This window comes from Cruoricaptor ignavus, assembly GCF_900141665.1.
Lineage (GTDB): Bacteria > Bacteroidota > Bacteroidia > Flavobacteriales > Weeksellaceae > Cruoricaptor > Cruoricaptor ignavus.
The window spans coordinates 1-17,588 of the sequence record NZ_FQYI01000011.1 but is presented as its reverse complement, the minus strand read 5'-3'; the positions used below and the strand labels follow the sequence as shown (position 1 = coordinate 17,588).

23 protein-coding genes are annotated in these 17,588 nt (G+C 42.7%); 7 read left to right on the top strand and 16 right to left on the bottom strand.

All coding sequences use genetic code 11. The features are described from left to right. The first annotated feature begins 11 nt into the window (after positions 1 to 11). Both BUB43_RS09905 and BUB43_RS09900 read left to right on the top strand, forming a co-directional pair. Positions 12 to 221 carry a DUF2683 family protein gene (locus BUB43_RS09905; protein WP_073180683.1) on the top strand — a complete coding sequence of 70 codons (210 nt, stop codon included), beginning with the start codon at positions 12 to 14 and terminating at the stop codon, positions 219 to 221. Further along, entirely contained in the window at positions 203 to 484 is a 282-nt protein-coding gene (locus BUB43_RS09900; RefSeq protein WP_073180681.1) for a Txe/YoeB family addiction module toxin, read from the top strand. Before BUB43_RS09905 ends, BUB43_RS09900 begins: the two co-directional genes overlap by 19 nt. A gap of 4 nt (positions 485 to 488) precedes the next feature. Here BUB43_RS09900 and BUB43_RS09895 read toward each other — a convergent pair whose 3' ends face one another. The 6 genes from BUB43_RS09895 to BUB43_RS09870 all read right to left on the bottom strand — a co-directional run bounded on the left by BUB43_RS09895 (position 489) and on the right by BUB43_RS09870 (position 4,719). Continuing rightward, positions 489 to 1,220: a DUF4230 domain-containing protein gene (locus BUB43_RS09895; RefSeq protein ID WP_083541277.1), complete on the bottom strand. Its 732-nt coding sequence runs from the start codon at positions 1,218 to 1,220 to the stop codon at positions 489 to 491. Between the two features lie 43 nt (positions 1,221 to 1,263). Beyond that, positions 1,264 to 1,815, bottom strand: a complete 552-nt coding sequence (locus BUB43_RS09890) for a hypothetical protein (protein ID WP_073180679.1) — start codon at positions 1,813 to 1,815, stop codon at positions 1,264 to 1,266. Further along, on the bottom strand, positions 1,815 to 2,816 hold the full coding sequence (locus BUB43_RS09885) for a LuxE/PaaK family acyltransferase (RefSeq protein ID WP_073180785.1): 1,002 nt from the start codon (positions 2,814 to 2,816) through the stop codon (positions 1,815 to 1,817). The genes BUB43_RS09890 and BUB43_RS09885 overlap by 1 nt, the downstream gene beginning before the upstream one ends. A gap of 214 nt (positions 2,817 to 3,030) precedes the next feature. Continuing rightward, complete coding sequence (locus BUB43_RS09880; protein ID WP_317615164.1) at positions 3,031 to 3,423, bottom strand: GxxExxY protein; 393 nt, start codon at positions 3,421 to 3,423, stop codon at positions 3,031 to 3,033. Between the two features lie 80 nt (positions 3,424 to 3,503). After that, complete coding sequence (locus BUB43_RS09875) at positions 3,504 to 4,274, bottom strand: UDP-2,3-diacylglucosamine diphosphatase (RefSeq protein WP_073180677.1); 771 nt, start codon at positions 4,272 to 4,274, stop codon at positions 3,504 to 3,506. A gap of 1 nt (position 4,275) precedes the next feature. Continuing rightward, positions 4,276 to 4,719, bottom strand: a complete 444-nt coding sequence (locus BUB43_RS09870; protein ID WP_073180675.1) for a 6-pyruvoyl trahydropterin synthase family protein — start codon at positions 4,717 to 4,719, stop codon at positions 4,276 to 4,278. Between the two features lie 115 nt (positions 4,720 to 4,834). On the opposite strand from BUB43_RS09870, the gene BUB43_RS09865 reads away from it, so the two are divergent. After that, complete coding sequence (locus BUB43_RS09865) at positions 4,835 to 5,485, top strand: ComF family protein (RefSeq protein ID WP_073180673.1); 651 nt, start codon at positions 4,835 to 4,837, stop codon at positions 5,483 to 5,485. On the opposite strand, the gene upp is transcribed toward BUB43_RS09865, so the two are convergent. The 3 genes from upp to BUB43_RS09850 form a co-directional block, all read right to left on the bottom strand. Further along, complete coding sequence (gene upp / locus BUB43_RS09860) at positions 5,482 to 6,129, bottom strand: uracil phosphoribosyltransferase (RefSeq protein ID WP_073180671.1); 648 nt, start codon at positions 6,127 to 6,129, stop codon at positions 5,482 to 5,484. The genes BUB43_RS09865 and upp overlap by 4 nt on opposite strands. 11 nt (positions 6,130 to 6,140) lie before the next feature. After that, positions 6,141 to 7,448: a ribosome biogenesis GTPase Der gene (gene der / locus BUB43_RS09855; RefSeq protein WP_073180669.1), complete on the bottom strand. Its 1,308-nt coding sequence runs from the start codon at positions 7,446 to 7,448 to the stop codon at positions 6,141 to 6,143. A 242-nt stretch (positions 7,449 to 7,690) separates the two neighbouring features. Continuing rightward, the gene (locus BUB43_RS09850) at positions 7,691 to 7,873 is read right to left on the bottom strand and encodes a hypothetical protein (protein ID WP_260200772.1); all 183 of its coding nucleotides are present in this window, start codon (positions 7,871 to 7,873) and stop codon (positions 7,691 to 7,693) included. Between the two features lie 261 nt (positions 7,874 to 8,134). On the opposite strand from BUB43_RS09850, the gene BUB43_RS09845 reads away from it, so the two are divergent. From BUB43_RS09845 to BUB43_RS09835, 3 genes are all read left to right on the top strand, one after another. After that, the gene (locus tag BUB43_RS09845; protein ID WP_073180665.1) at positions 8,135 to 8,884 is read left to right on the top strand and encodes a hypothetical protein; all 750 of its coding nucleotides are present in this window, start codon (positions 8,135 to 8,137) and stop codon (positions 8,882 to 8,884) included. A 97-nt stretch (positions 8,885 to 8,981) separates the two neighbouring features. Beyond that, positions 8,982 to 9,383 carry a DUF5675 family protein gene (locus BUB43_RS09840; RefSeq protein ID WP_073180663.1) on the top strand — a complete coding sequence of 134 codons (402 nt, stop codon included), beginning with the start codon at positions 8,982 to 8,984 and terminating at the stop codon, positions 9,381 to 9,383. Beyond that, entirely contained in the window at positions 9,380 to 9,595 is a 216-nt protein-coding gene (locus tag BUB43_RS09835) for a hypothetical protein (protein ID WP_073180661.1), read from the top strand. Before BUB43_RS09840 ends, BUB43_RS09835 begins: the two co-directional genes overlap by 4 nt. Positions 9,596 to 11,007: 1,412 nt before the next feature. Here the strand turns inward: BUB43_RS09835 and BUB43_RS11295 are convergent. From BUB43_RS11295 to BUB43_RS09810, 3 genes are read right to left on the bottom strand one after another with little or no spacing between them, the layout of a single operon-like run. Further along, positions 11,008 to 11,262: a hypothetical protein gene (locus BUB43_RS11295; RefSeq protein ID WP_159430243.1), complete on the bottom strand. Its 255-nt coding sequence runs from the start codon at positions 11,260 to 11,262 to the stop codon at positions 11,008 to 11,010. Between the two features lie 42 nt (positions 11,263 to 11,304). Continuing rightward, entirely contained in the window at positions 11,305 to 11,757 is a 453-nt protein-coding gene (locus BUB43_RS09815) for a hypothetical protein (protein WP_073180655.1), read from the bottom strand. A 2-nt stretch (positions 11,758 to 11,759) separates the two neighbouring features. Further along, complete coding sequence (locus BUB43_RS09810; RefSeq protein ID WP_073180653.1) at positions 11,760 to 12,377, bottom strand: Panacea domain-containing protein; 618 nt, start codon at positions 12,375 to 12,377, stop codon at positions 11,760 to 11,762. A 105-nt stretch (positions 12,378 to 12,482) separates the two neighbouring features. On the opposite strand from BUB43_RS09810, the gene BUB43_RS09805 reads away from it, so the two are divergent. Continuing rightward, complete coding sequence (locus BUB43_RS09805) at positions 12,483 to 12,716, top strand: helix-turn-helix domain-containing protein (RefSeq protein ID WP_073180780.1); 234 nt, start codon at positions 12,483 to 12,485, stop codon at positions 12,714 to 12,716. Positions 12,717 to 12,986: 270 nt separating this feature from the next. Here the strand turns inward: BUB43_RS09805 and BUB43_RS09795 are convergent, their stop codons facing one another. The 4 genes from BUB43_RS09795 to BUB43_RS09775 form a co-directional block, all read right to left on the bottom strand. Continuing rightward, a complete protein-coding gene (locus tag BUB43_RS09795) occupies positions 12,987 to 14,240 on the bottom strand; it encodes an ABC transporter permease (protein WP_073180649.1) in 1,254 nt (417 codons plus the stop codon). 25 nt (positions 14,241 to 14,265) lie between these two features. Continuing rightward, complete coding sequence (locus BUB43_RS09790) at positions 14,266 to 15,222, bottom strand: HlyD family secretion protein (RefSeq protein WP_073180647.1); 957 nt, start codon at positions 15,220 to 15,222, stop codon at positions 14,266 to 14,268. Between the two features lie 34 nt (positions 15,223 to 15,256). Further along, entirely contained in the window at positions 15,257 to 16,663 is a 1,407-nt protein-coding gene (locus tag BUB43_RS09785; protein WP_185113771.1) for a TolC family protein, read from the bottom strand. A 385-nt stretch (positions 16,664 to 17,048) separates the two neighbouring features. Continuing rightward, on the bottom strand, positions 17,049 to 17,588 hold a 540-nt coding region (locus BUB43_RS09775; protein WP_143154092.1), incomplete at its 5' end, for an IS982 family transposase.

Here is a 17,588-nt window from a genome sequence, read left to right as displayed (position 1 = left end):
AAAAATTGGCTATGGAAAACATCTTGGTAATGCCGAAAAATGAAAGCGAACTTGAAAAAATAAAGGCTTTTTTGAAGGAAATCCACATTGCATTCAAGCCGGTGAAAAGTGGTGAAATCTCTGAAGAACTTTCAAATAAAGTGGAAGAAGCAAGAGCTGATTATGAAGCCGGACGAACTGTGAGAATTGACCGTAAGAACCTATGGGACAATACTTTATAGAATATTCAAAGCGCGCTGCAAAAGATTTAAAGAGCCTCTCCACATCCAGTTCACCGGCAATTAAGAAAAAAATTGAAAACCTTCTGGAAGAACTTGAAAACCACCCGAGAAAAGGAATTGGTTCGCCTGAGCGCTTAAAGTATTACAACGGCGAAATTTATAGCCGAACAATTAACAAGAAAGATAGGCTGGTTTATGAAATCTTAGAGAGCGAGAAAGTTATTATTGTCGTCCAATTTCTTGGACATTATGATGACAAATAAATCCTCACGCCTCAATATTCTCCGTATTTTCCGAAACCACCGCATCGAAGCCGATTTTCTTGCGGGATTCTGAAATTTTTTCGGGATTTTCCAAAACGAAGTGGTTGCTGCGCACAAGTTCCGTGAGCATCGTCTGCATCTGCTCTGCCGCAATTCTTGGCAGGTCTGAATTTTTCGCGGCCTCTATCACCTGCTTTTTGCCGTTTTCCTGAATTTTCGCCAGATCATCCTTGCTGAAAAGGTTGAATGGCTGCTCCTCGATGTTGTAATATTTGTAATCGGTTTCCGTGGAAAGTATTTCCGGCGCAGGAAATTCCAGCAGGCGGATTTTCCGGCTCTCCTCATCCACAGCCCATTTGAATTTCTCGAAATCGTAACCTACGAGAACTTTCGCCTTCACGATCACCAGCGCTTTTTTCGTCTGCGGAATTACGCGGAGAAGTTTCGACTGCTCTTCGTAATTATAAATCTCGTTGAACTGCCCTTCCGCCGAAACAATCTTGAAAACCTTCCGCATACTTTCAATCACGGTGTGCGAACTTTCCAGCACTACAGGTGGTTCGGATTTCTTCCCGGAAATCAGGAAAACAATCAGGCCGCCCAGCAAAAGCCCGATGAGCAGCATTATTAAAATAGTAAGGTTCTGGTTGCCCTGCCCCATCTGATAAATAAAGTAGCCCAGCACAAGCACCGCTGCAATGCCCAAGCCCCAAACCCAGTATTTCGCGTTTTTCACTTCTATTTTTTTTGCAAAGATAATCAGCGGAAAACTTTCGGCATCATTTCCGCTTCAGTTCCGAAGGATTTGGCAAAATCAATTCTTCCGCCCTGCCTTTCAGCTCCAGCTTTTTGGCTAAAAGATTTTGCGCTAATTTCCTGATAAACAAATCTTTATCCACCAATTTCCAGTAAGGATCTTCGTGCAGGAGTTTCGCTTCGCGCACATTGAAAAATTCCGTTTTCCAGGAATCAGGATTGTGGTAAAATTCGATGATGCCGCAATGTTCCGGGATTTCAGACTGCGGCACCAAGCCCATCGGCAAAAGGAAACTGAAGCGGTTGCACACAAAATCGCCACAGCAGATTTTATCGTGCTTCAGGAATTTCTCGCCGGTTTTTTGGTGGGTATAGAATTTTTTAAAATCATTGCGGAAATCCGATTTTGAAAGTTTAATCTCGATTTCGTGGCTGAAGCCATCCCTGCCAATTCTCAGAATATCGGCTTCCCAATCGCCGTGGAAAAAATTCGTCAGCAGAATTTCTTCCGCAAAATCGCACTGAGAATGCAGGAAGTTGTAAACGATTTCGTCAATGTTTATACGCTTTTTCATCAGCTCACCAGCAAACTGCAACCACGGATATCAGAGTGGTCTATCCTTCCGGCAACAGAAAATTTCGGGTGAAGGCCTGCGGAATTTTCGTGCAGAATGCCCAAATCCTGCGTGGCTATGAACGCGCAGGAATGGCGGTTCGCCAAATCGATAATGCTGATGGCGCCGTTTTTTCCGGGCGGCATATATGCCATGGGGTCTTCCAGGCTGCGCACCAGAATCCTCATCCAGTTCGGCGTTTCGTAAATGTTTCCGCCCAAAGAATACGCCTGGGAAAGCAGCTCCGTCATTGAATATTCCGAAAAAATCCGCTCGGTTTGGAAGCCGCTCTTTAGCGAATCCAGCAGCTCATCCTTCGTCATTTCTTCCTTCCTGCCCTTCATTCCGCCGGTTTCTATCACGGTTAAATTTTCCGAAAAGCTAATTTTCTTTTGCGATAAATTTAAAAAATCCAGAAAATCCAGCAATGCAAAAGAAACGCCAAACAGTATAACTTTTTGATTATCAATGCTTTGCAATAAATTAAAAAGTTCTTGGTGATTATATAGGAAATAGCCGTTTTCTTTTCTGCCGGATTTTTTCATCAGAAAATCTACCATATAAATCAGCGAAGAATGCGGATTTTCCGAATAATTTGGCAGCAATCCTACAAAAATAAAATCTTCCGGATTGCCGATGAAATGGCGGAAACTTCGTTCAATGCTCTCTTCGTAAAGCTGAAAATCTGCGACAAAGTGGCGGGATTTCGTTTGAATATTCGTAGTCCCAGAACTTTGGAAATAATGTTTCGGCGAAAAATTTTTATCGATAATCTGATGCTTCTTGAAGGCTTCGATCGGCAGAAATGGAATTTGTTCCAAGCTGCGAACTTCAGTTGGATTAATATTTAGCAACTCCACAAACCGCCTATAAATAGGCACATTTTCATACTGAAACCTGAAAGTTTCCAGGCAGGCTTCCAGAAATCCCGACTGATTTTTGATTGAGAAAATATTTTTCAAGTTTTTATTTTTTTCTTTAACACTGAGACACGGATTGTTTGTCAATTATTTTGGTTAAAAACACCGAGACACGGATTCTGGTGAGTTTTTCTCTAACACTGAGACACGGATTTTTTTCAATTATATCGATAAAACACTGAGACACGGATTCTGGTGAAAATCTCTTTGACAAAGAGGCACGGGATTCTGTAAAGAAGTTCCTATCACGGTGCTTCTATAACGCTACATCGCCGTGAATTACCCTTTTGTAACCAGTTTTGAAATACGAGACATTGAAGTTGATGAGCAAGCCTAAACGGCATTTGCTGAGCTTCAAGTATGTGAGAACTTGCGCCAAGTGCAAATTGTGCAATGCATCGCAGGCCTTCACCTCGACAATCACCTTTCCGTTCAACAGCAAATCCACACGATAGAAATGTTCCATCGTTCTACCTTTGTAAACCACGGGCAACGCTTTTTGTCTTTCAACAAACAGACCGCTTTCGCTCAGCTCATAAAAAAGACATTCTTCATAAATGCTTTCCAACAGCCCTGGCCCAAGCTCGCGGTGCATACGAAGCCCGCAATCGAAAACTATTTGTGAAATTTCATTCTCGTGCAAATCCATTTTCCAATAATTTGTTTAAATCAAAAGGCCTGTGTTTCCGTGTCTTTTTCACAACATTAAAAAAATTCCGTGCCTCCGTGTTAATCATTCTCAAATTCCAGCAATTCAAATTTATCTGTGAAAACGCCGTAAGTGAAATACGAAATCCAGTCGCCAAGGTTGATGTATTTGGACTTTCCGCCGTCCAAATCCAGCTCCATCGGTAAATGGCGGTGGCCGAAAATAAAATAATCGAAGTGCTGCGTTTTCAGTTTTTCTTTGGCGTAAAGTATTAAAAATTCATTCTCTTCGCCGAGAAATTTTAAATCTTCCGCGCCGGAAATCAGCTTGTTTTTCTGTGAAAGATGCGTGGCAATCTTCACCGAAATATCCGGGTGAATCCAGCGGAAAGCCAGCTGTGCCAAGGGATTCGTGAAAAGCCTCTTCATCCTTTTGTAGCCTTTGTCGCCAGGCCCTAATCCATCACCGTGCGCAATCAGGAATTTTTTCCCGCCGATTTCAAATTCCTGCTTTTCGAAAAAAACCGTGATGCCCAGCTCTTTTTCGAAATAATCCGTCATCCACAAATCGTGGTTGCCCACGAAGAAATACATTTCTACGCCGCTGTCTTTCAGCTCTGCCAGTTTTCCCAGAACGCGCACAAAACCTCTGGGCACCACGGTTTCCCACTCGTGCCAGAAATCAAACAAATCGCCGAGCAGAAATAGCGCCTGGGCATCTGGCTTTATCATTTCCAGCCAGCGTACGAACTTTGCTTCCCGCTTTTTGCTCGACTGAAAATCCGGCGCTCCAAAATGCTGATCGGAACAGAAGTAAATTTTCTTACCAGGCTGTAAATCAATGCGTTTCATTTCAATTTTCTTCTGCAAACCATTCTCCGTAGGAATTTTCCGTCTCGTGAAGCTTCAGGTAGGCAAGCTGCACGGTTTCCGGCAAATTCCGCCGCAAAATAGCAGCGATGGCATACAGCATATTTTCACAGGTTGGCTGAAAGTTGCAGTAGATCACGCGGTGCCCCTGCTCTTCCAGGTTTTTGCCCAAATCTTTGTGCGGCGATTGTGCATTCAGCAGAACGGCGTGGTCCCATACCTTTACGATGTGCTCATCCACGATGGATTTAATGTCGGCAAAATCCACCACCATACCGTTTTTCGGGTGGTCTAAATCCTGTATCGGCTCACCTTTCACGGTCACGAAAAGCTTGTAGGAATGGCCATGCATATTTTTGCACTTGCCGTCGTAATTAAAAAGGATGTGTGCAGTTTCGAAGGAAAAAATTTTGGTAACGCGTATCATCCCGCAAATTTACGATGATAATGGGAAACGCGGAGAAATGGAAATCAATAAAATTTCTATAAAATTTTTTGATAAATTTCGCTCATCAATTAAAGCCAAAACCTAGCTCAAGAATATGCTTCTCGATTTGCTGCTACCGAACCGCTGCCTGCATTGCAACCGCATCATCCCTGCTGCAATGCCGGTTTGCGAAGCCTGCGAAGCGCAAATCCATTACACCCACTGGAATTTCGACGGTAAAAATCCGCTGGCACAAAAATGCCGGATGCTCTTCCCTACCGAAAAAGCCTTCGCGCTAATGCATTTCGGCAAGGAAGGATTGAGCCGCGAACTCATCCACAGCCTGAAATACAGGCAGCGCGAAATTCTTGGTAAAATGCTTGCCGAGCGCGTTGCCGAGCGAATTGTTTTTGATGACGATAAACCGCAGCTGATAGCATCGGTGCCACTTCATCCTAAAAAACTCCGCCAGCGTGGCTACAATCAGCTGCATCTTTTTGCGGATGCTTTGTCGGAAAAATGGAAAATTCCGCACGATAAAAATTTGCTGAAAAGAAACATCCACAAAAAATCCCAAGCCACAAGTAAATTTGACGAGAGATTTAAAACACAAAACCTTTTTAGCCTCACCAAAACAATTGAAAATCAGCACATTATGGTTGTAGATGATGTATTCACCACGGGCAATACGATGGCAAGCATTGCGTGGGAATTCCTGAAATCAGAGGGCAACAGGGTGAGCGTTTTGGTAATGGCAATGGATTAGCGCTGTAGTTTTTCTCCGAAAGATAAATCGCCGGCATCGCCAAGGCCAGGCGTGATGTAGCCTTTCGCCGTCAGGTTTTGGTCTAATGCACCTATCCAAAGCTTGGCCTTTGGAAAGGCTTCCTGCAATGCATCCACACCCTGCTGCGCTGCAATTGCCGCCACGATGTGAATTTGCGACGGCGTACCGTGATTGAGCAAATCCTTCAGCGCTTCGATTAAGCTTGCACCTGTTGCCAACATTGGATCGGCAACGATTAGAGGCCTGCCGTCAATATTCGGGCAGGTGAGATAATCCTGCTTGATGGAGAAATAATCGTTGGCATCGTGCTTTCGGTATGCCGCCACAAAACCGCAATCCGCTTTGTCGAAATAATTCAGTACGCCCTGAAACAGCGGTACACCAGCACGAAGAATAGTGACGATCACAGGCTGCACTGCGATTTCCTTCACCGTGATTTTGTCCAAAGGCGTCTGGATCTTCTTTTCCGAAAAATCCAGCGTTTTAGAAATTTCGTAGGCCGCAACTTCGCCGATGCGTTCTAGATTTCTGCGGAAGCGAAGTCTGTCTTGCTGCACGCCCACATCACGTAGTTCGTTCACCCAGGAATTTACCAGCGAAAAATTTTGGGAAAGGATGGTCATACTTTTCAATTTTATTTCTGCCTGAAATACACCTCAAGCGGAACTCCGGTGAAGCCAAAATTTTTCCGCAGCTGATTCTCCGTGAAGCGTTTATAAGGCTCCTTCACATACTGCGGCAGGTTGCAGAAAAATACAAACTGTGGCGATGGCGTTCCCAGCTGCACGCAATATTTTATTTTGATGTATTTGCCCTTCAAAGCTGGTGGTGGATTTTCCTCAAATATTGGCAGCATCACCTCGTTCAGCTGGGATGTTTTGATTTTTTTGCTGCGGTTTTCGTAAACTTCCATTGCCGTTTCCACGGCTTTCAGGATGCGCTGCTTGTTTTTTGCCGACACGAAAAGTATCGGGATGTCCTGAAACTGCCCGAGTTTTTCGCGGATGCCTTTCTCAAAATCGCGCATCGTATTGGTTTCCTTTTCCACCAGATCCCATTTGTTCACCAGGATTACGATGCCCTTTCTGTTGCGTTGCGCAATGCCGAAAATATTCATATCCTGGCTTTCCCAGCCTTGCGTGGCATCCACCATTATTATCACCACATCAGAATGCTCGATCGCCCTCACACTGCGCATCACGGAGTAGAATTCCAGGTCCTCCTTCACCCTGGCTTTGCGGCGCATTCCCGCAGTATCCACCAGCACAAATTCGTGGCCGAACTTGTTGTAAAGCGTTTCGATGGAATCCCTCGTTGTGCCGGCAATATCCGTTACGATGTTTCTTTCCGCATCCAGCAAAGCGTTGGTCAGGGTAGATTTCCCGACATTCGGTCTGCCTGCTATCGTGATTCTTGGCAGGCCTTCGAACGGATCGGTGTAATCTGTGGTCGGGAAATCCTTCACAATATCGTCCAGCAGTTCTCCGGTTCCAGAACCTGTGGCGGAAGAAATGGTATAATATTTTTCGATGCCCAGCTGATAAAATTCCGTGGCAGGCAATTCTTCCTTGGCGGAATCTACTTTGTTCACCACGGTATAGAAGGGTTTTCCGCTCTGCCGCAGCATCCGGAACATTTCCTTATCGGTTTCGGTAAGGCCTTCCTCCACATTTACGAGGAAGATGATGGATGTGGCCTCATCCACAGCAAGCTCCACCTGCTTATCGATTTCCTCCTGAAAAATATCACCCGTATTCACTTCGTAGCCACCGGTATCAATCACGGTAAACTCCACGCCGTTCCAGTCGGATTTTCCGTAATGCCGGTCTCTCGTCACACCAGAAGTGCTGTCCACAATGGCTTCCCGCCTTTCCAGCAGTCTGTTGAACAGGGTAGATTTCCCGACATTCGGCCGGCCGACAATTGCCACAATATTGCTCATAAGTTTCAGTAAAAAATAAACGCTGATAAATATAGTAATTTACCAGCGTCTTTCCCGTTTAATTTCTTGTGGTTTCTCCAGGAAGATGCCACCACCCCATTAAATCAGTAATATTAACAGTTGCTTTAAGTTAAACAAAACAGGTATCCGAATCGGTAACCTTTTCCACTTTCTGAATTTTTTCGTCAGCAGATGCGACAAAGGTAATAAATAAACTGATACCTGTATGAATTTTGAACAGGTTAATTTTTAAGAATTTGGCGAACTTCTTCGTAATTGAGGCCTGCCCAACTGCAGAACTCCCGGACACTTATAAACTGATGCTCATTCTTGCCTAAATCCGTGCGGATTTTCTGCAATAATTCGCGGCTGTATCGCTCACTTCTGCCAGTGATTTGCATAATGTCCTTTGGGTAAATGCACATTCTTTTCATATTAATACTATACACTATCCATACTTAGGCTATACTTTATATAGGGGTGGATTATAAGGCATTACAAAGGTAAACCTATGCAATAGAGGGCGATAGGATATAATGCGGAAAAAACGGCATTTTCTGCCGTGTGCGGCGGTGCTGTGGTGGCTGGCGTTGATATTATTTGAAATTTTGCGGTGTGGTATCACAGTGTGTTTGGGATTGGGCGCAGAATCCCGATGAATTTTAACATTAAAAAAACTTAAAAAAATGGCAAGACAAAAAAGTATTATCAAGCTGGATGGGACGATTGGAGATATTACCTTCTACAAATCCCAGGATGGTTATTTGGCAAGAGAAAAAGGTGGCGTTTCCGCGGAAAGGATTAAAAATGACCCGAAGTTTCAAAGAACGAGAGAGAACGGAAATGAATTTGGCCGTGCAGGAAAAGCTGGTAAGGCTCTGAGGAATTCCATCAGGCCGCAATTGCAGAAGGCAAGCGATTCCCGAATGGTGAGCCGATTAACAAAGGATATGGTAACGGTAATCCAGGCGGACACGACCAACCCAAGAGGCGAAAGAACGGTGAAGGATGGCGATCCTAAAATTTTGATTGGTTTTGACTTCAATATTAACGGTAAATTGGGGACTACGCTTTATATGCCGTGGAATAAAGCACTGGATAAAGCGGCAGGAACTGCTTCTGTAAGCATCCCTGACTTCTCTCCTACTACGATGGTGAACGCACCGGGCGGAACTACGCACTTCCGAATCCTGGCGGCAGCTGCAGCGGTGGATTTTGATGAAGAAACTTATGAGGTATCCTCCCAGGAAACTGCGATAATGCCGTGGGAAGCTTCTACTGTGCAGGGGCTTAACCTGGATTTGACTTTACCTGCAGGAACGCCAAATACTGCCTTCCTGGTGCTTGGCGTGGAATTCCTGCAAGAGGTGAACAATGAGATGTACCCACTAAAAAACGGTGCATTTAACAGTTTGCAGATTGTTGAGGTGGTGTAGAAAGAGCCAAGAGCCAAGGAAAAAGTAAAAAGTAAAAAGGCAAAAGGCAAAAGGCAAAAGGCAAAAGGCAAAAGGGCTGGAAATAATGGTGCGGGATATGGAACTTATTTTAGAGCGGCGGTATTATAAAGGCGGAACGAACGGAACGCTGTATTTATCAGCGGAAGAAATCTGCAAAACGATTGAGTTGCCGTGGCGTGACAATATGCGTGGCAAATCCTGCATTCCGGAAGGAAGTTATCGTTTAAAAAAGCGATATACCGAAAAAAGAGGTTACCATTTGCTGGTGAGTGATGTTCCAGGCAGGGCTCTTATTTTGTTTCATCCTGCAAATAATGCCTTAAAGGAACTGCACGGCTGCATAGCGCCGGTTTCTGAACTTGTTGGTGAAGGCGTGGGACTACGATCCCGCGTTGCCAACGAGAAGGTGAAAAAGATGGTTTTTCCGCTGCTGGAAGCCAAAAAAGATGTGATTTTAACGATAAGGAAAGCGCGATGAAAGCAAATTTAATTGAACGGCTGAAAGAGCCGACACCAAAATTTTTCAAGCGTTTGCGAAATATTGGACTTGGGCTTACTGCAGCTGGGAGTGTAGTTTTATCTGCAGAAATTGGACTTCCAGCGTTAATAGTTAAAATAGCTGGATATCTGGCTGTTGCCGGTGGCATTGCATCCGCTGTAAGCCAGGCGGCAGTATATGAAGATGAGTAGGCAAAAATGCAAGAGCCAAGTAAAAAGGAAAAAGGCAAAAGGCAAAAGGCAAAAAGCAAAAATGCCAAGAGCCAAGTAAAAAGGAAAAGGCAAAAGAGCCAAGAAACAAGAGAGGTTGTGGATAATTCAATGAAAATAAGCACAGCGTTTGGCGCACTTTTAACTATCTTTGTAAACATAAACAGCGAGGATATAATAAAAACCGCGGTTTTGGCTTCGCTGGGCGGAATATGCAGTTTTACCGCAACGGTTTTGTGGCGGATAATGATAAAATTTTTTAAAAATCTTTGTTCCAGGTATAAGTTGTGGTGACTTTTAGGGAACATTTTTAGGCCTTCCGATATGGAGGGCTTTTTTTTTGGGCAAAATTAAAGCTGGCGGTTGGTTTTTGGGAAATTTTTGTGCGGAAGGCGAAAATTTTTCAAAAGAAAAAAGAAAAAAACGGAAAAAAAAGAAAAAAGAAAGCCAATTTTCAGACGGTGTGGGAAGTGCTGTCAAGGTTTTTTTGAAAAATACTATCCGCAGGATGCAGATTTTATTGAAAAACCCGGAGGGCTTGACCTTTACAGCACGGAAGGAAAGGAAAAAGGGAACCGTCTAAATTGCTTTCCTTTTTTTGAATTTTAGACTTCCGCTGAAAAAGAAGGTTGGGAACAAGTTGGGAAAAAACAGTGGGACAAAAATGGCGCGCGGTGAATGCTGCACCGCTGACTTTAGCGGCTGGCGGTGTGGCGGCTGCCTAAACTGCTGTGAAGGCATACGGCACACCAGGTGCAGACCTACACCGGCGTGTAGTGCTGCACCGATAGCGCCGCGATACTATCAGGGAGCAGCATAACCGCGCACCTATAAACGGGTGGGTGGGAAACCGAAATTAGATTTCAGATATTAGATATAAGAGCCAAGAGCCAAGTCAAAAGGAAAAAGGCGAAAGGAAAAAGTATATAGTGTGGTGCTAAAATGAGAGGGTAAATAAATCCGCGAAAGAAGGCTGCTGACCAAAAACGGCGGAGGGAAAAATAGCTGCCTGATGCAGCGAATGGAGCGGTAGCGGTAAGGCGGCCGGCAGACCAACAAAACAAACCTTTAGCCGCTGAAAAAAAAGGATGCCTGACTGCCTGACCGATATTTAGCGACGGAAGCAAGGAAGGCTGGTATGCGCGTGTGCGAGGCTGGTGGATGAGGTGCAGAAACCGCATCAGACCACTAAAATTCTGATGCACCGAAGAAACCTGGCGCAGCACGAAGGGAAATAGAAAAGAACAGCAGCCTGAAAGAGCTCCGCTGGAATGGGTGGGTGGGAAATTAAGAGGTGCTACGATAAAGCGGGACAAAAAATCCGCGGAAAAAATGCCGGGATGTCCGCTGAAAAATAGGTGGCTGAGTGGCGGAAGCCGGAACTGCTGTGAAGGCTATCGGCACCGGAGGATGCAAGACCGCACTCCCCTGCGGAATAGCAGCTGTAAGCCACCGAAAAAATCAGTATTCAGCACGGCATTTTTTCCGCAACCGCTGAAATGGGTGGGTGGGAAATTAGCGATGGCAAGGCGGATGAGGAATGAGGGCTGCGCCCGAATGGTGGGAAAGTATTTAACATAATCCCAAATTATAGGAATAGGCTGGCTGACGATGTAGCCTAGCGGAAACGGCCGTTTGCCGGTGGACAATTTCTATAATTTCGATTATGTTACTTGACTGTGGCAGTGAGGCTATTTATGTTCTAAGAGGAATTTTTTTTCTTTTCGACCTAATAATTTACTTGAAGTGATACATTTCAAAAATCTTTTCAATTCGTCATTCTTTAGTGTAGCAAGTAAATTTATTCTATCGGGATAGTAATTTAAAATTTTTGCATATGGAATAATTTTAACATTGTCTCTAAAAAAAACAAAAGTATTAAGATCGAAGGAAAAATCATTACCATCTTTATCAACACCAACAATTCTGTTTCCTAAGAAAAGATAAAAAGAAAAAATATCATTGGTGGTACAACCGTGATTTAACATTGAATCAGGAACCTTCTGTTGTGAAGTAGTAAGAGCCCTTAAAATCAAAGAATTTTCAGAATCAATGCAGACGACGATTAACAATTTATCAGAAGGAGCACCACCATCTTCATATTCATACTTTTTAATAAAATAGATACTTCCAGGTGTAAACACTTTTATATAGAAAATTCTGAAAAAATATCATTTGAATCAAAAGCCGATGCGTAAGCCATCTGTTTTAATTCGTCATCTTTAAGCAGGTCAGTGAAAGGAATTGTAAAATTGCTCTTATTCTGCATTAAACGAAATTGATATTCCAAATTATTATCCTGCACAACTTTATCCCATAAGGAACCTTTTTCGTGAAGCATCCGTATAATATCAGAAGCGGATTTATCACCATATTCATTAAGAATCCTATCCATTAATTCTATCTCGTAATCTGAAAATTCATCATCACAAAACTCGCTAACACTTTCAATTGGATAAAGGAGATCTGATTCATAGTGAGGTGGCGCAGAAATTTTCTTTACATCAACAAATTTTGATAAAACACTATCACTTTCGCCTGCCGGGATTTTATACTGTAATTCATCATATAATTCACTAGGCACTGGTCCCATCTTCCAAGCCTTGTAGTCCATCCAAGTGAAAGGTACTCCAGTTTCTTTAATAGAAGTTTCGTCAAGAATATACAGAAGTTTAAGAGCCTTAGTTAAATACAGTTCTGGTAATCTATTTCTTAAATAAATTAACGTATTACCAACCTTAATGTTATTGACCTGTATTGACATAATTATTTTGCAAAGATAAAAATTTTGTAAATATTAAATTGCTAACTATAGTATGTTGATTTGCCAATGCTTTTGATTGTAGATTTGAATACTCAAGTTAGCAGAATGAGAAGTGAAATATTAATTCAGTTTGGCAGCAGAGTTAGGGAATTGCGAAAAACCGAAGGGCTGTCGCAAGAAGATTTGGCGGATAAAGCAGATTTGCATCGTACTTATATCGGAATGATTGAACGCGGAGAGAAAAATATAACTCTGCAAAATATCTATCGAATTGCCCAAGCTCTAAACATTGATATAATGAAGCTGTTTGCGTTTGAGGAGGAAACTAAAAAAAATTAAAATAAATCTTTTACTTATGAGCTCGACATTAGGTTTCAATAAAAAATTAAAAAAAAGAATCGATAAAACCAAAGAAGCAAGACAGGGAGATCCACTTATTAAGAGGCGAAACAACCGAAATAATAGGTCGCTTATGAGGTTAAATACCTATCTCAAATTACTTGGAGAGAATTTAGATTACATTTCTTTCCTACATCCTTTCAAAAACTAAAAAAAAGTCCGGGAAATTGCTTCCCGGACGAACAAACAAACTATAAAGAAATGAAAACTTTATATTTCTTGCGGTGTTGAGCCGTTTTCTTTGAGGTTATTTTCTGATTCTGTAATTTCATCGAAATCATCGCTTTCATCATCTTCTGAAATATGGTACTTTTTGTAAAGTGAATTGATTTTAATTTTAAGCGCAATCCAGCCTAATACAAAATACACTAACGCCAAAATTAAAAGATGGATGAAGTATTTTTGGGTTAAATAATCTGAACCACGCCCCACAACCATGATTTTCAATGCCTCCAGATAAGGAGTCAAGGGAATAATGGAATTGAAATACTGCACAAACTGAGGCATCGCCGATGTTGGCCACGTAAATCCACTTACAATGAACGCCGGAGAAGCAATCACCATCAGATATTGTGTCGCCTTCAGCGCATCAGGAACCAAAATACTGAACAGCACGCCCAAATTGGTTGATGCCAGCACGAAAATTGCGGTCAGAAGGAAGAAGTTGGGCACATTTACCGGTGACGGAATTTTAAAATAAAGGCTGCACAGGTAGAAAAACAGGATGTTGAAATTGGCGAAAATCCACACCGGAAGGCATTTTATAGCCATCACCAGCACCGCATATTTGTGTTTACCGACAAAATCACGTTTAAAACTGTCGCGCTTGAACTCCTCGGCAAAAGTTACGGCCATTGCCATCAAAATGACCTGCTGCAGTACCACCGCCATCATCGGAGGCCACATAAAAATCAGGTAATTACTCGTGGTGTTGAATAGCGTGATGTAATTGGCTTTAAACGGTTCGTACTGGGTTTTCGCAATTTCTGCATTCATGCCTTTTTTCTGCAGCGCCTGGATCTCTGCACCTGCCGAAAATGTTCCCAAGATCTGCTGAATCGCTTTCGAAGCAAAATTCGCGGTGAGGACATTGGACGTGTTGATGTAAACCGTAATTTCCGGATATTTTTTCTGGAGCATCAGCGCTTCAAACCGCTCCGGAATGATGACAACAGCCGCAGCTTCGGTCTTGATGACCTCGTCTTTCAGGGGAGCCGACTCATCGATATAATTCAGGACTTTGATGGTGTGGTTGTCCTCAAACATTTGGGTTACCTGGTCGGAAAGAGGTGTTTTATCGTGGTTGATGAGGATTACCGGAATATTTTCAACCTTACCTTCTTTATAAGTGAACCCAATAAGCAATGCGTAGAATGCCGGCGCCATAAAGAACACCGATAGCATGGTTTTATTGGTAAAAAAGAGCCGAAATTCTCTTTTCAGTAAGTATCTTAACTGTTTCATTTTAATAGAATAAAAATTCCGTCACTTATTTTAAAACCACATTGGAGTTCACCAGAATATTGCCCAACTGGGCCCGATTGTCTGGAATCACTTTAATCTCATAAACCGCATCTTCAGGATTATAATCCGGAAAAGCCGCCGTGATATCGGCGTATCTTGCCAGTTGTTTGATGGAAACGATGCGGCCGGTAATTTCTTTTTGGTTGTAATTCACCACCACTTTTACGGTTTTCCCTTTTTGATAAGATGAAATTTTACTTTCCGGAACGGTGAATCTGAAATAAGTCGTGTCCGGAATATAGCCTGAAAAGAGCGCAAAACCGGCAGTCGCGAGTTCGCCTTTGTTCAAAGAAATGGTTTCGATTTCCATATCGTTTGTAGCGATCACATATCTTTCAGAATAAGCCACATTCGCTTCCTGCAGCGCACCCATCGCCTGATTAGCCTGTCCTTCCGCCATTTCTATTTTTTCGTATCGCGTACCGATCTGCACATCGCGAAGTTCGGCATTTGCAGCGTCCAACTGTGCTTTGGCGCCCTGGTATTTCGCAAAGGCTTCATCATAATTTTGTGGCGAAAGCACGCTGTCACGGTACATATTTCTAGCCCTGTTGTAGGCTTTCTGCGCATACTGGTACTGCTCCTGCAGCCCTTTTTGTTTGGCTCTCAACTGTCGCAACTGGTCGGCGGTAGCACCGTTTCTTGCCATTTGAGCCTGTGCCCTGGCTGCGGAAGTCGCCCCCTTTGCCTGTGCAATTTTTGCGGAAACTTCAGGTACATCTAGCTTTGCCAGCGTATCACCGGCTTTTACAGTTTGCCCTTCTTCCACATAAATTTCCAGGATTCGCCCGGTTACTTTTGGTGAAAAAGTAACGAGTTCTTTTCTCGTTTTACCTTCAATGGCACGTTCTGTGGGCTTTTGGTTGCAATTAACTAAAGTTAACAGGGTAAGAACAGAAAGTATTTTTGATGTAGATTTCATTTCGTTTGCTTGTTTTTTAATTTTTTTTTAATAATTAAAGATTTTCAGGATTAAGGTTTTGGGTAGATTTCATCAGTTCAATAGCGGAAACTCTCTGATTGAAAATCGCGGTCTGCAGTTCCAGTTCGGCATTCTGTAAATCCGTTTCTGCTTCGATAAGCGCGGCGGAGGTTTTGGTGCCGTATCTGAATTCCTTTTCCACCTGTTCCAAACCTTTGGCGGCGATTTGTCTTGCCTTTTCTTTCAGTTTGATTTGTGCGTTCGCGATGTTGTAATTGGTTTGGTTGTTGGCGAGATTTAAGTTCAATTTTTTAATTGCGTCTTTCTGTTTGCTCTCCAGAATTTCTTTATCTATTTTGGCTTTTTCGATGGCGTGTTTGCCTTCATTACCGTCGAAAACCTCCCATTTGAAGCCAATTCCTGCGGTAAACATGGGAAATACGTTTATGGCACTGGGATGCAAATCGAGTTTTTTTCCAGTGCCGGGAAAAATTTCATCCGAGGTTGAAATGCGGTTGTTGTAAAGCCCGAAATACGACAGCGAAGTTTGCGCCTGCACTTTCGGAACCCACCATCTCTCTTCGGCTTTAATTTTATAATCTGTCGCGTTAATGCCGTGTTGAAGCGCTTTCACCTCTGCCCTGTTTTCTACGGATTCGTTCAGAACTTCGTAGTTTATCGGCTGAAGATCGTGTTCAATCAGGGCAATACGCTCCCTTTCAATGCCGGTCAACAGATGGATCTGAGTGATCAGAAGATCCTTTTTACCTTCATATTCCACCATTTTAGAATCCAAAGTGGCCTGTGCAAGTTCGATTTTTTTGTGGTCGTAAGGCGTAATCAGACCGTAACCCAAGGCTTTGTCGGCCGTTTTTTTATTGATTTCCAAACGTTTTTTGGACTGATCGAGAACTTTTTTGGATTCGTAAACCAGCGACAATTGGTCGTATGCTTTGGAAATTTCGGTGATGACGTCGTCCTTGGTTTTCTGCATCATCACTTCTTCCGAAAGATTTTTCTCGCGGTTGGCTTCCTTCAGATATTTCACCTTTCCGCCGGAATAAATCACCATACTGGCTTCGGCTTTTGCAGAGGCAGAAAGACCGGAAATATTGAATGTATTGCTCAGTTGTCCTTCAGGCACCACCGCTCCCGGAAAAACCGGTGGAACTGCCGGAACTTTAATTTCCGGTGAATTGATATGCGCCGAGGTGTACATGTAACCTGTTTTCCCGGTAATCTCCACTTTTGGGAGAAACACATCATTCAGTTTTTCGTCGTCGAGTTTCGTATACTTATTTTCTAAAACCTGCTGGTTCAGCGTTTCATTATTCTGCAGCGCACTGCTGATGAGTTCCTGCAGCGTAGGTGCCTGCTGCGCATAAAGCGTGAGCGGCAACGAAAAAGCTGCGCCCATAAGGAATTTGTGTATAGTTTTCATTTTCTGTTTGTTTGTAAAATTGAACGTGCAAATTTGCGACCGCTGCAAATAAATTCCTTTGACAAATTTCAAAAAAAAAACCGGAACCCCAAATGTTCCGGTCAAAGTAGTAAAATTTAAAATTATGAGATTGTTTTGGGTTAAACATTATCCGATTTTTGAAGCCAGGCATCAATGATTTCAAATGCCTTTTTTTCATCTTCGAGGCTTACCATTATTTTCAAAGTATTCGCCGTCGGCGTCCTGGTGAAGGTCATATATTTATTTATTTTCGACCGTGTTTTCAATACCGGCATCGGCCAGTTTAGATTTTACCAGCTGTATTTCCTGCGGTACTTCGCTTTCAAATACTGAAACTTTAGTTGTTTTAACCCGTAGTGCATTATCACGCGAGATTTATTTTCAGGTTGTTTATATTTCTGCCGAAAAGAAATTTATTCAGATATTGAATAGTTGTTAGTGTTGCAATTTTAGCCAAAATTCTGGTTTTAAAACCTTGAAAAGTTTTGGCATAGTTCCTTCTAATCATAAATTGGTCACAAAGTTGGGAAAATAACGTTTCGATTCTTTTCCGATATTTTTTGAATTGATAAAACTGTGGCTTGTAGTCTTTTTGATTTCTCCTTTTAGGAGTTTCTAATTCTATATTTACCTCATTGAATAAGTCTAACTGGATGGTTTGGGACAAATAGCCTTTGTCCCCAAGCAACACACAGTCAGACATTTGGAGTTTTATATCTTGCAAGTAGTGGATGTCGTGAACGGATGCAGGAGAAATATCAAAACTCTGAAAAACCCCAGAAATGGAACAGACAGCATGTAGTTTATATCCATAGAAATGCAGGTTCTGCGAAGCACAAAATCCTTTGTTGGGATAAGCATAATCTACATCCTTGCAAATCCTGCTTCTGGAGGAACGAGATAG

Bases quoted from the DNA above. Each gene is read 5' to 3' on its own strand.
- BUB43_RS09905 (WP_073180683.1), top strand. From the start codon at position 12: ATGGAAAACATCTTGGTAATGCCGAAAAATGAAAGCGAACTTGAAAAA.
- BUB43_RS09900 (WP_073180681.1), top strand. From the start codon at position 203: ATGGGACAATACTTTATAGAATATTCAAAGCGCGCTGCAAAAGATTTA.
- BUB43_RS09890 (WP_073180679.1), bottom strand. From the start codon at position 1,815: ATGAAAAAGCGTATAAACATTGACGAAATCGTTTACAACTTCCTGCAT.
- BUB43_RS09880 (WP_317615164.1), bottom strand. From the start codon at position 3,423: ATGGATTTGCACGAGAATGAAATTTCACAAATAGTTTTCGATTGCGGG.
- BUB43_RS09875 (WP_073180677.1), bottom strand. From the start codon at position 4,274: ATGAAACGCATTGATTTACAGCCTGGTAAGAAAATTTACTTCTGTTCC.
- BUB43_RS09870 (WP_073180675.1), bottom strand. From the start codon at position 4,719: ATGATACGCGTTACCAAAATTTTTTCCTTCGAAACTGCACACATCCTT.
- BUB43_RS09865 (WP_073180673.1), top strand. From the start codon at position 4,835: ATGCTTCTCGATTTGCTGCTACCGAACCGCTGCCTGCATTGCAACCGC.
- upp (WP_073180671.1), bottom strand. From the start codon at position 6,129: ATGACCATCCTTTCCCAAAATTTTTCGCTGGTAAATTCCTGGGTGAAC.
- der (WP_073180669.1), bottom strand. From the start codon at position 7,448: ATGAGCAATATTGTGGCAATTGTCGGCCGGCCGAATGTCGGGAAATCT.
- BUB43_RS09850 (WP_260200772.1), bottom strand. From the start codon at position 7,873: ATGTGCATTTACCCAAAGGACATTATGCAAATCACTGGCAGAAGTGAG.
- BUB43_RS09845 (WP_073180665.1), top strand. From the start codon at position 8,135: ATGGCAAGACAAAAAAGTATTATCAAGCTGGATGGGACGATTGGAGAT.
- BUB43_RS09840 (WP_073180663.1), top strand. From the start codon at position 8,982: ATGGAACTTATTTTAGAGCGGCGGTATTATAAAGGCGGAACGAACGGA.
- BUB43_RS09835 (WP_073180661.1), top strand. From the start codon at position 9,380: ATGAAAGCAAATTTAATTGAACGGCTGAAAGAGCCGACACCAAAATTT.
- BUB43_RS09810 (WP_073180653.1), bottom strand. From the start codon at position 12,377: ATGTCAATACAGGTCAATAACATTAAGGTTGGTAATACGTTAATTTAT.
- BUB43_RS09805 (WP_073180780.1), top strand. From the start codon at position 12,483: ATGAGAAGTGAAATATTAATTCAGTTTGGCAGCAGAGTTAGGGAATTG.
- BUB43_RS09795 (WP_073180649.1), bottom strand. From the start codon at position 14,240: ATGAAACAGTTAAGATACTTACTGAAAAGAGAATTTCGGCTCTTTTTT.
- BUB43_RS09790 (WP_073180647.1), bottom strand. From the start codon at position 15,222: ATGAAATCTACATCAAAAATACTTTCTGTTCTTACCCTGTTAACTTTA.
- BUB43_RS09785 (WP_185113771.1), bottom strand. From the start codon at position 16,663: ATGAAAACTATACACAAATTCCTTATGGGCGCAGCTTTTTCGTTGCCG.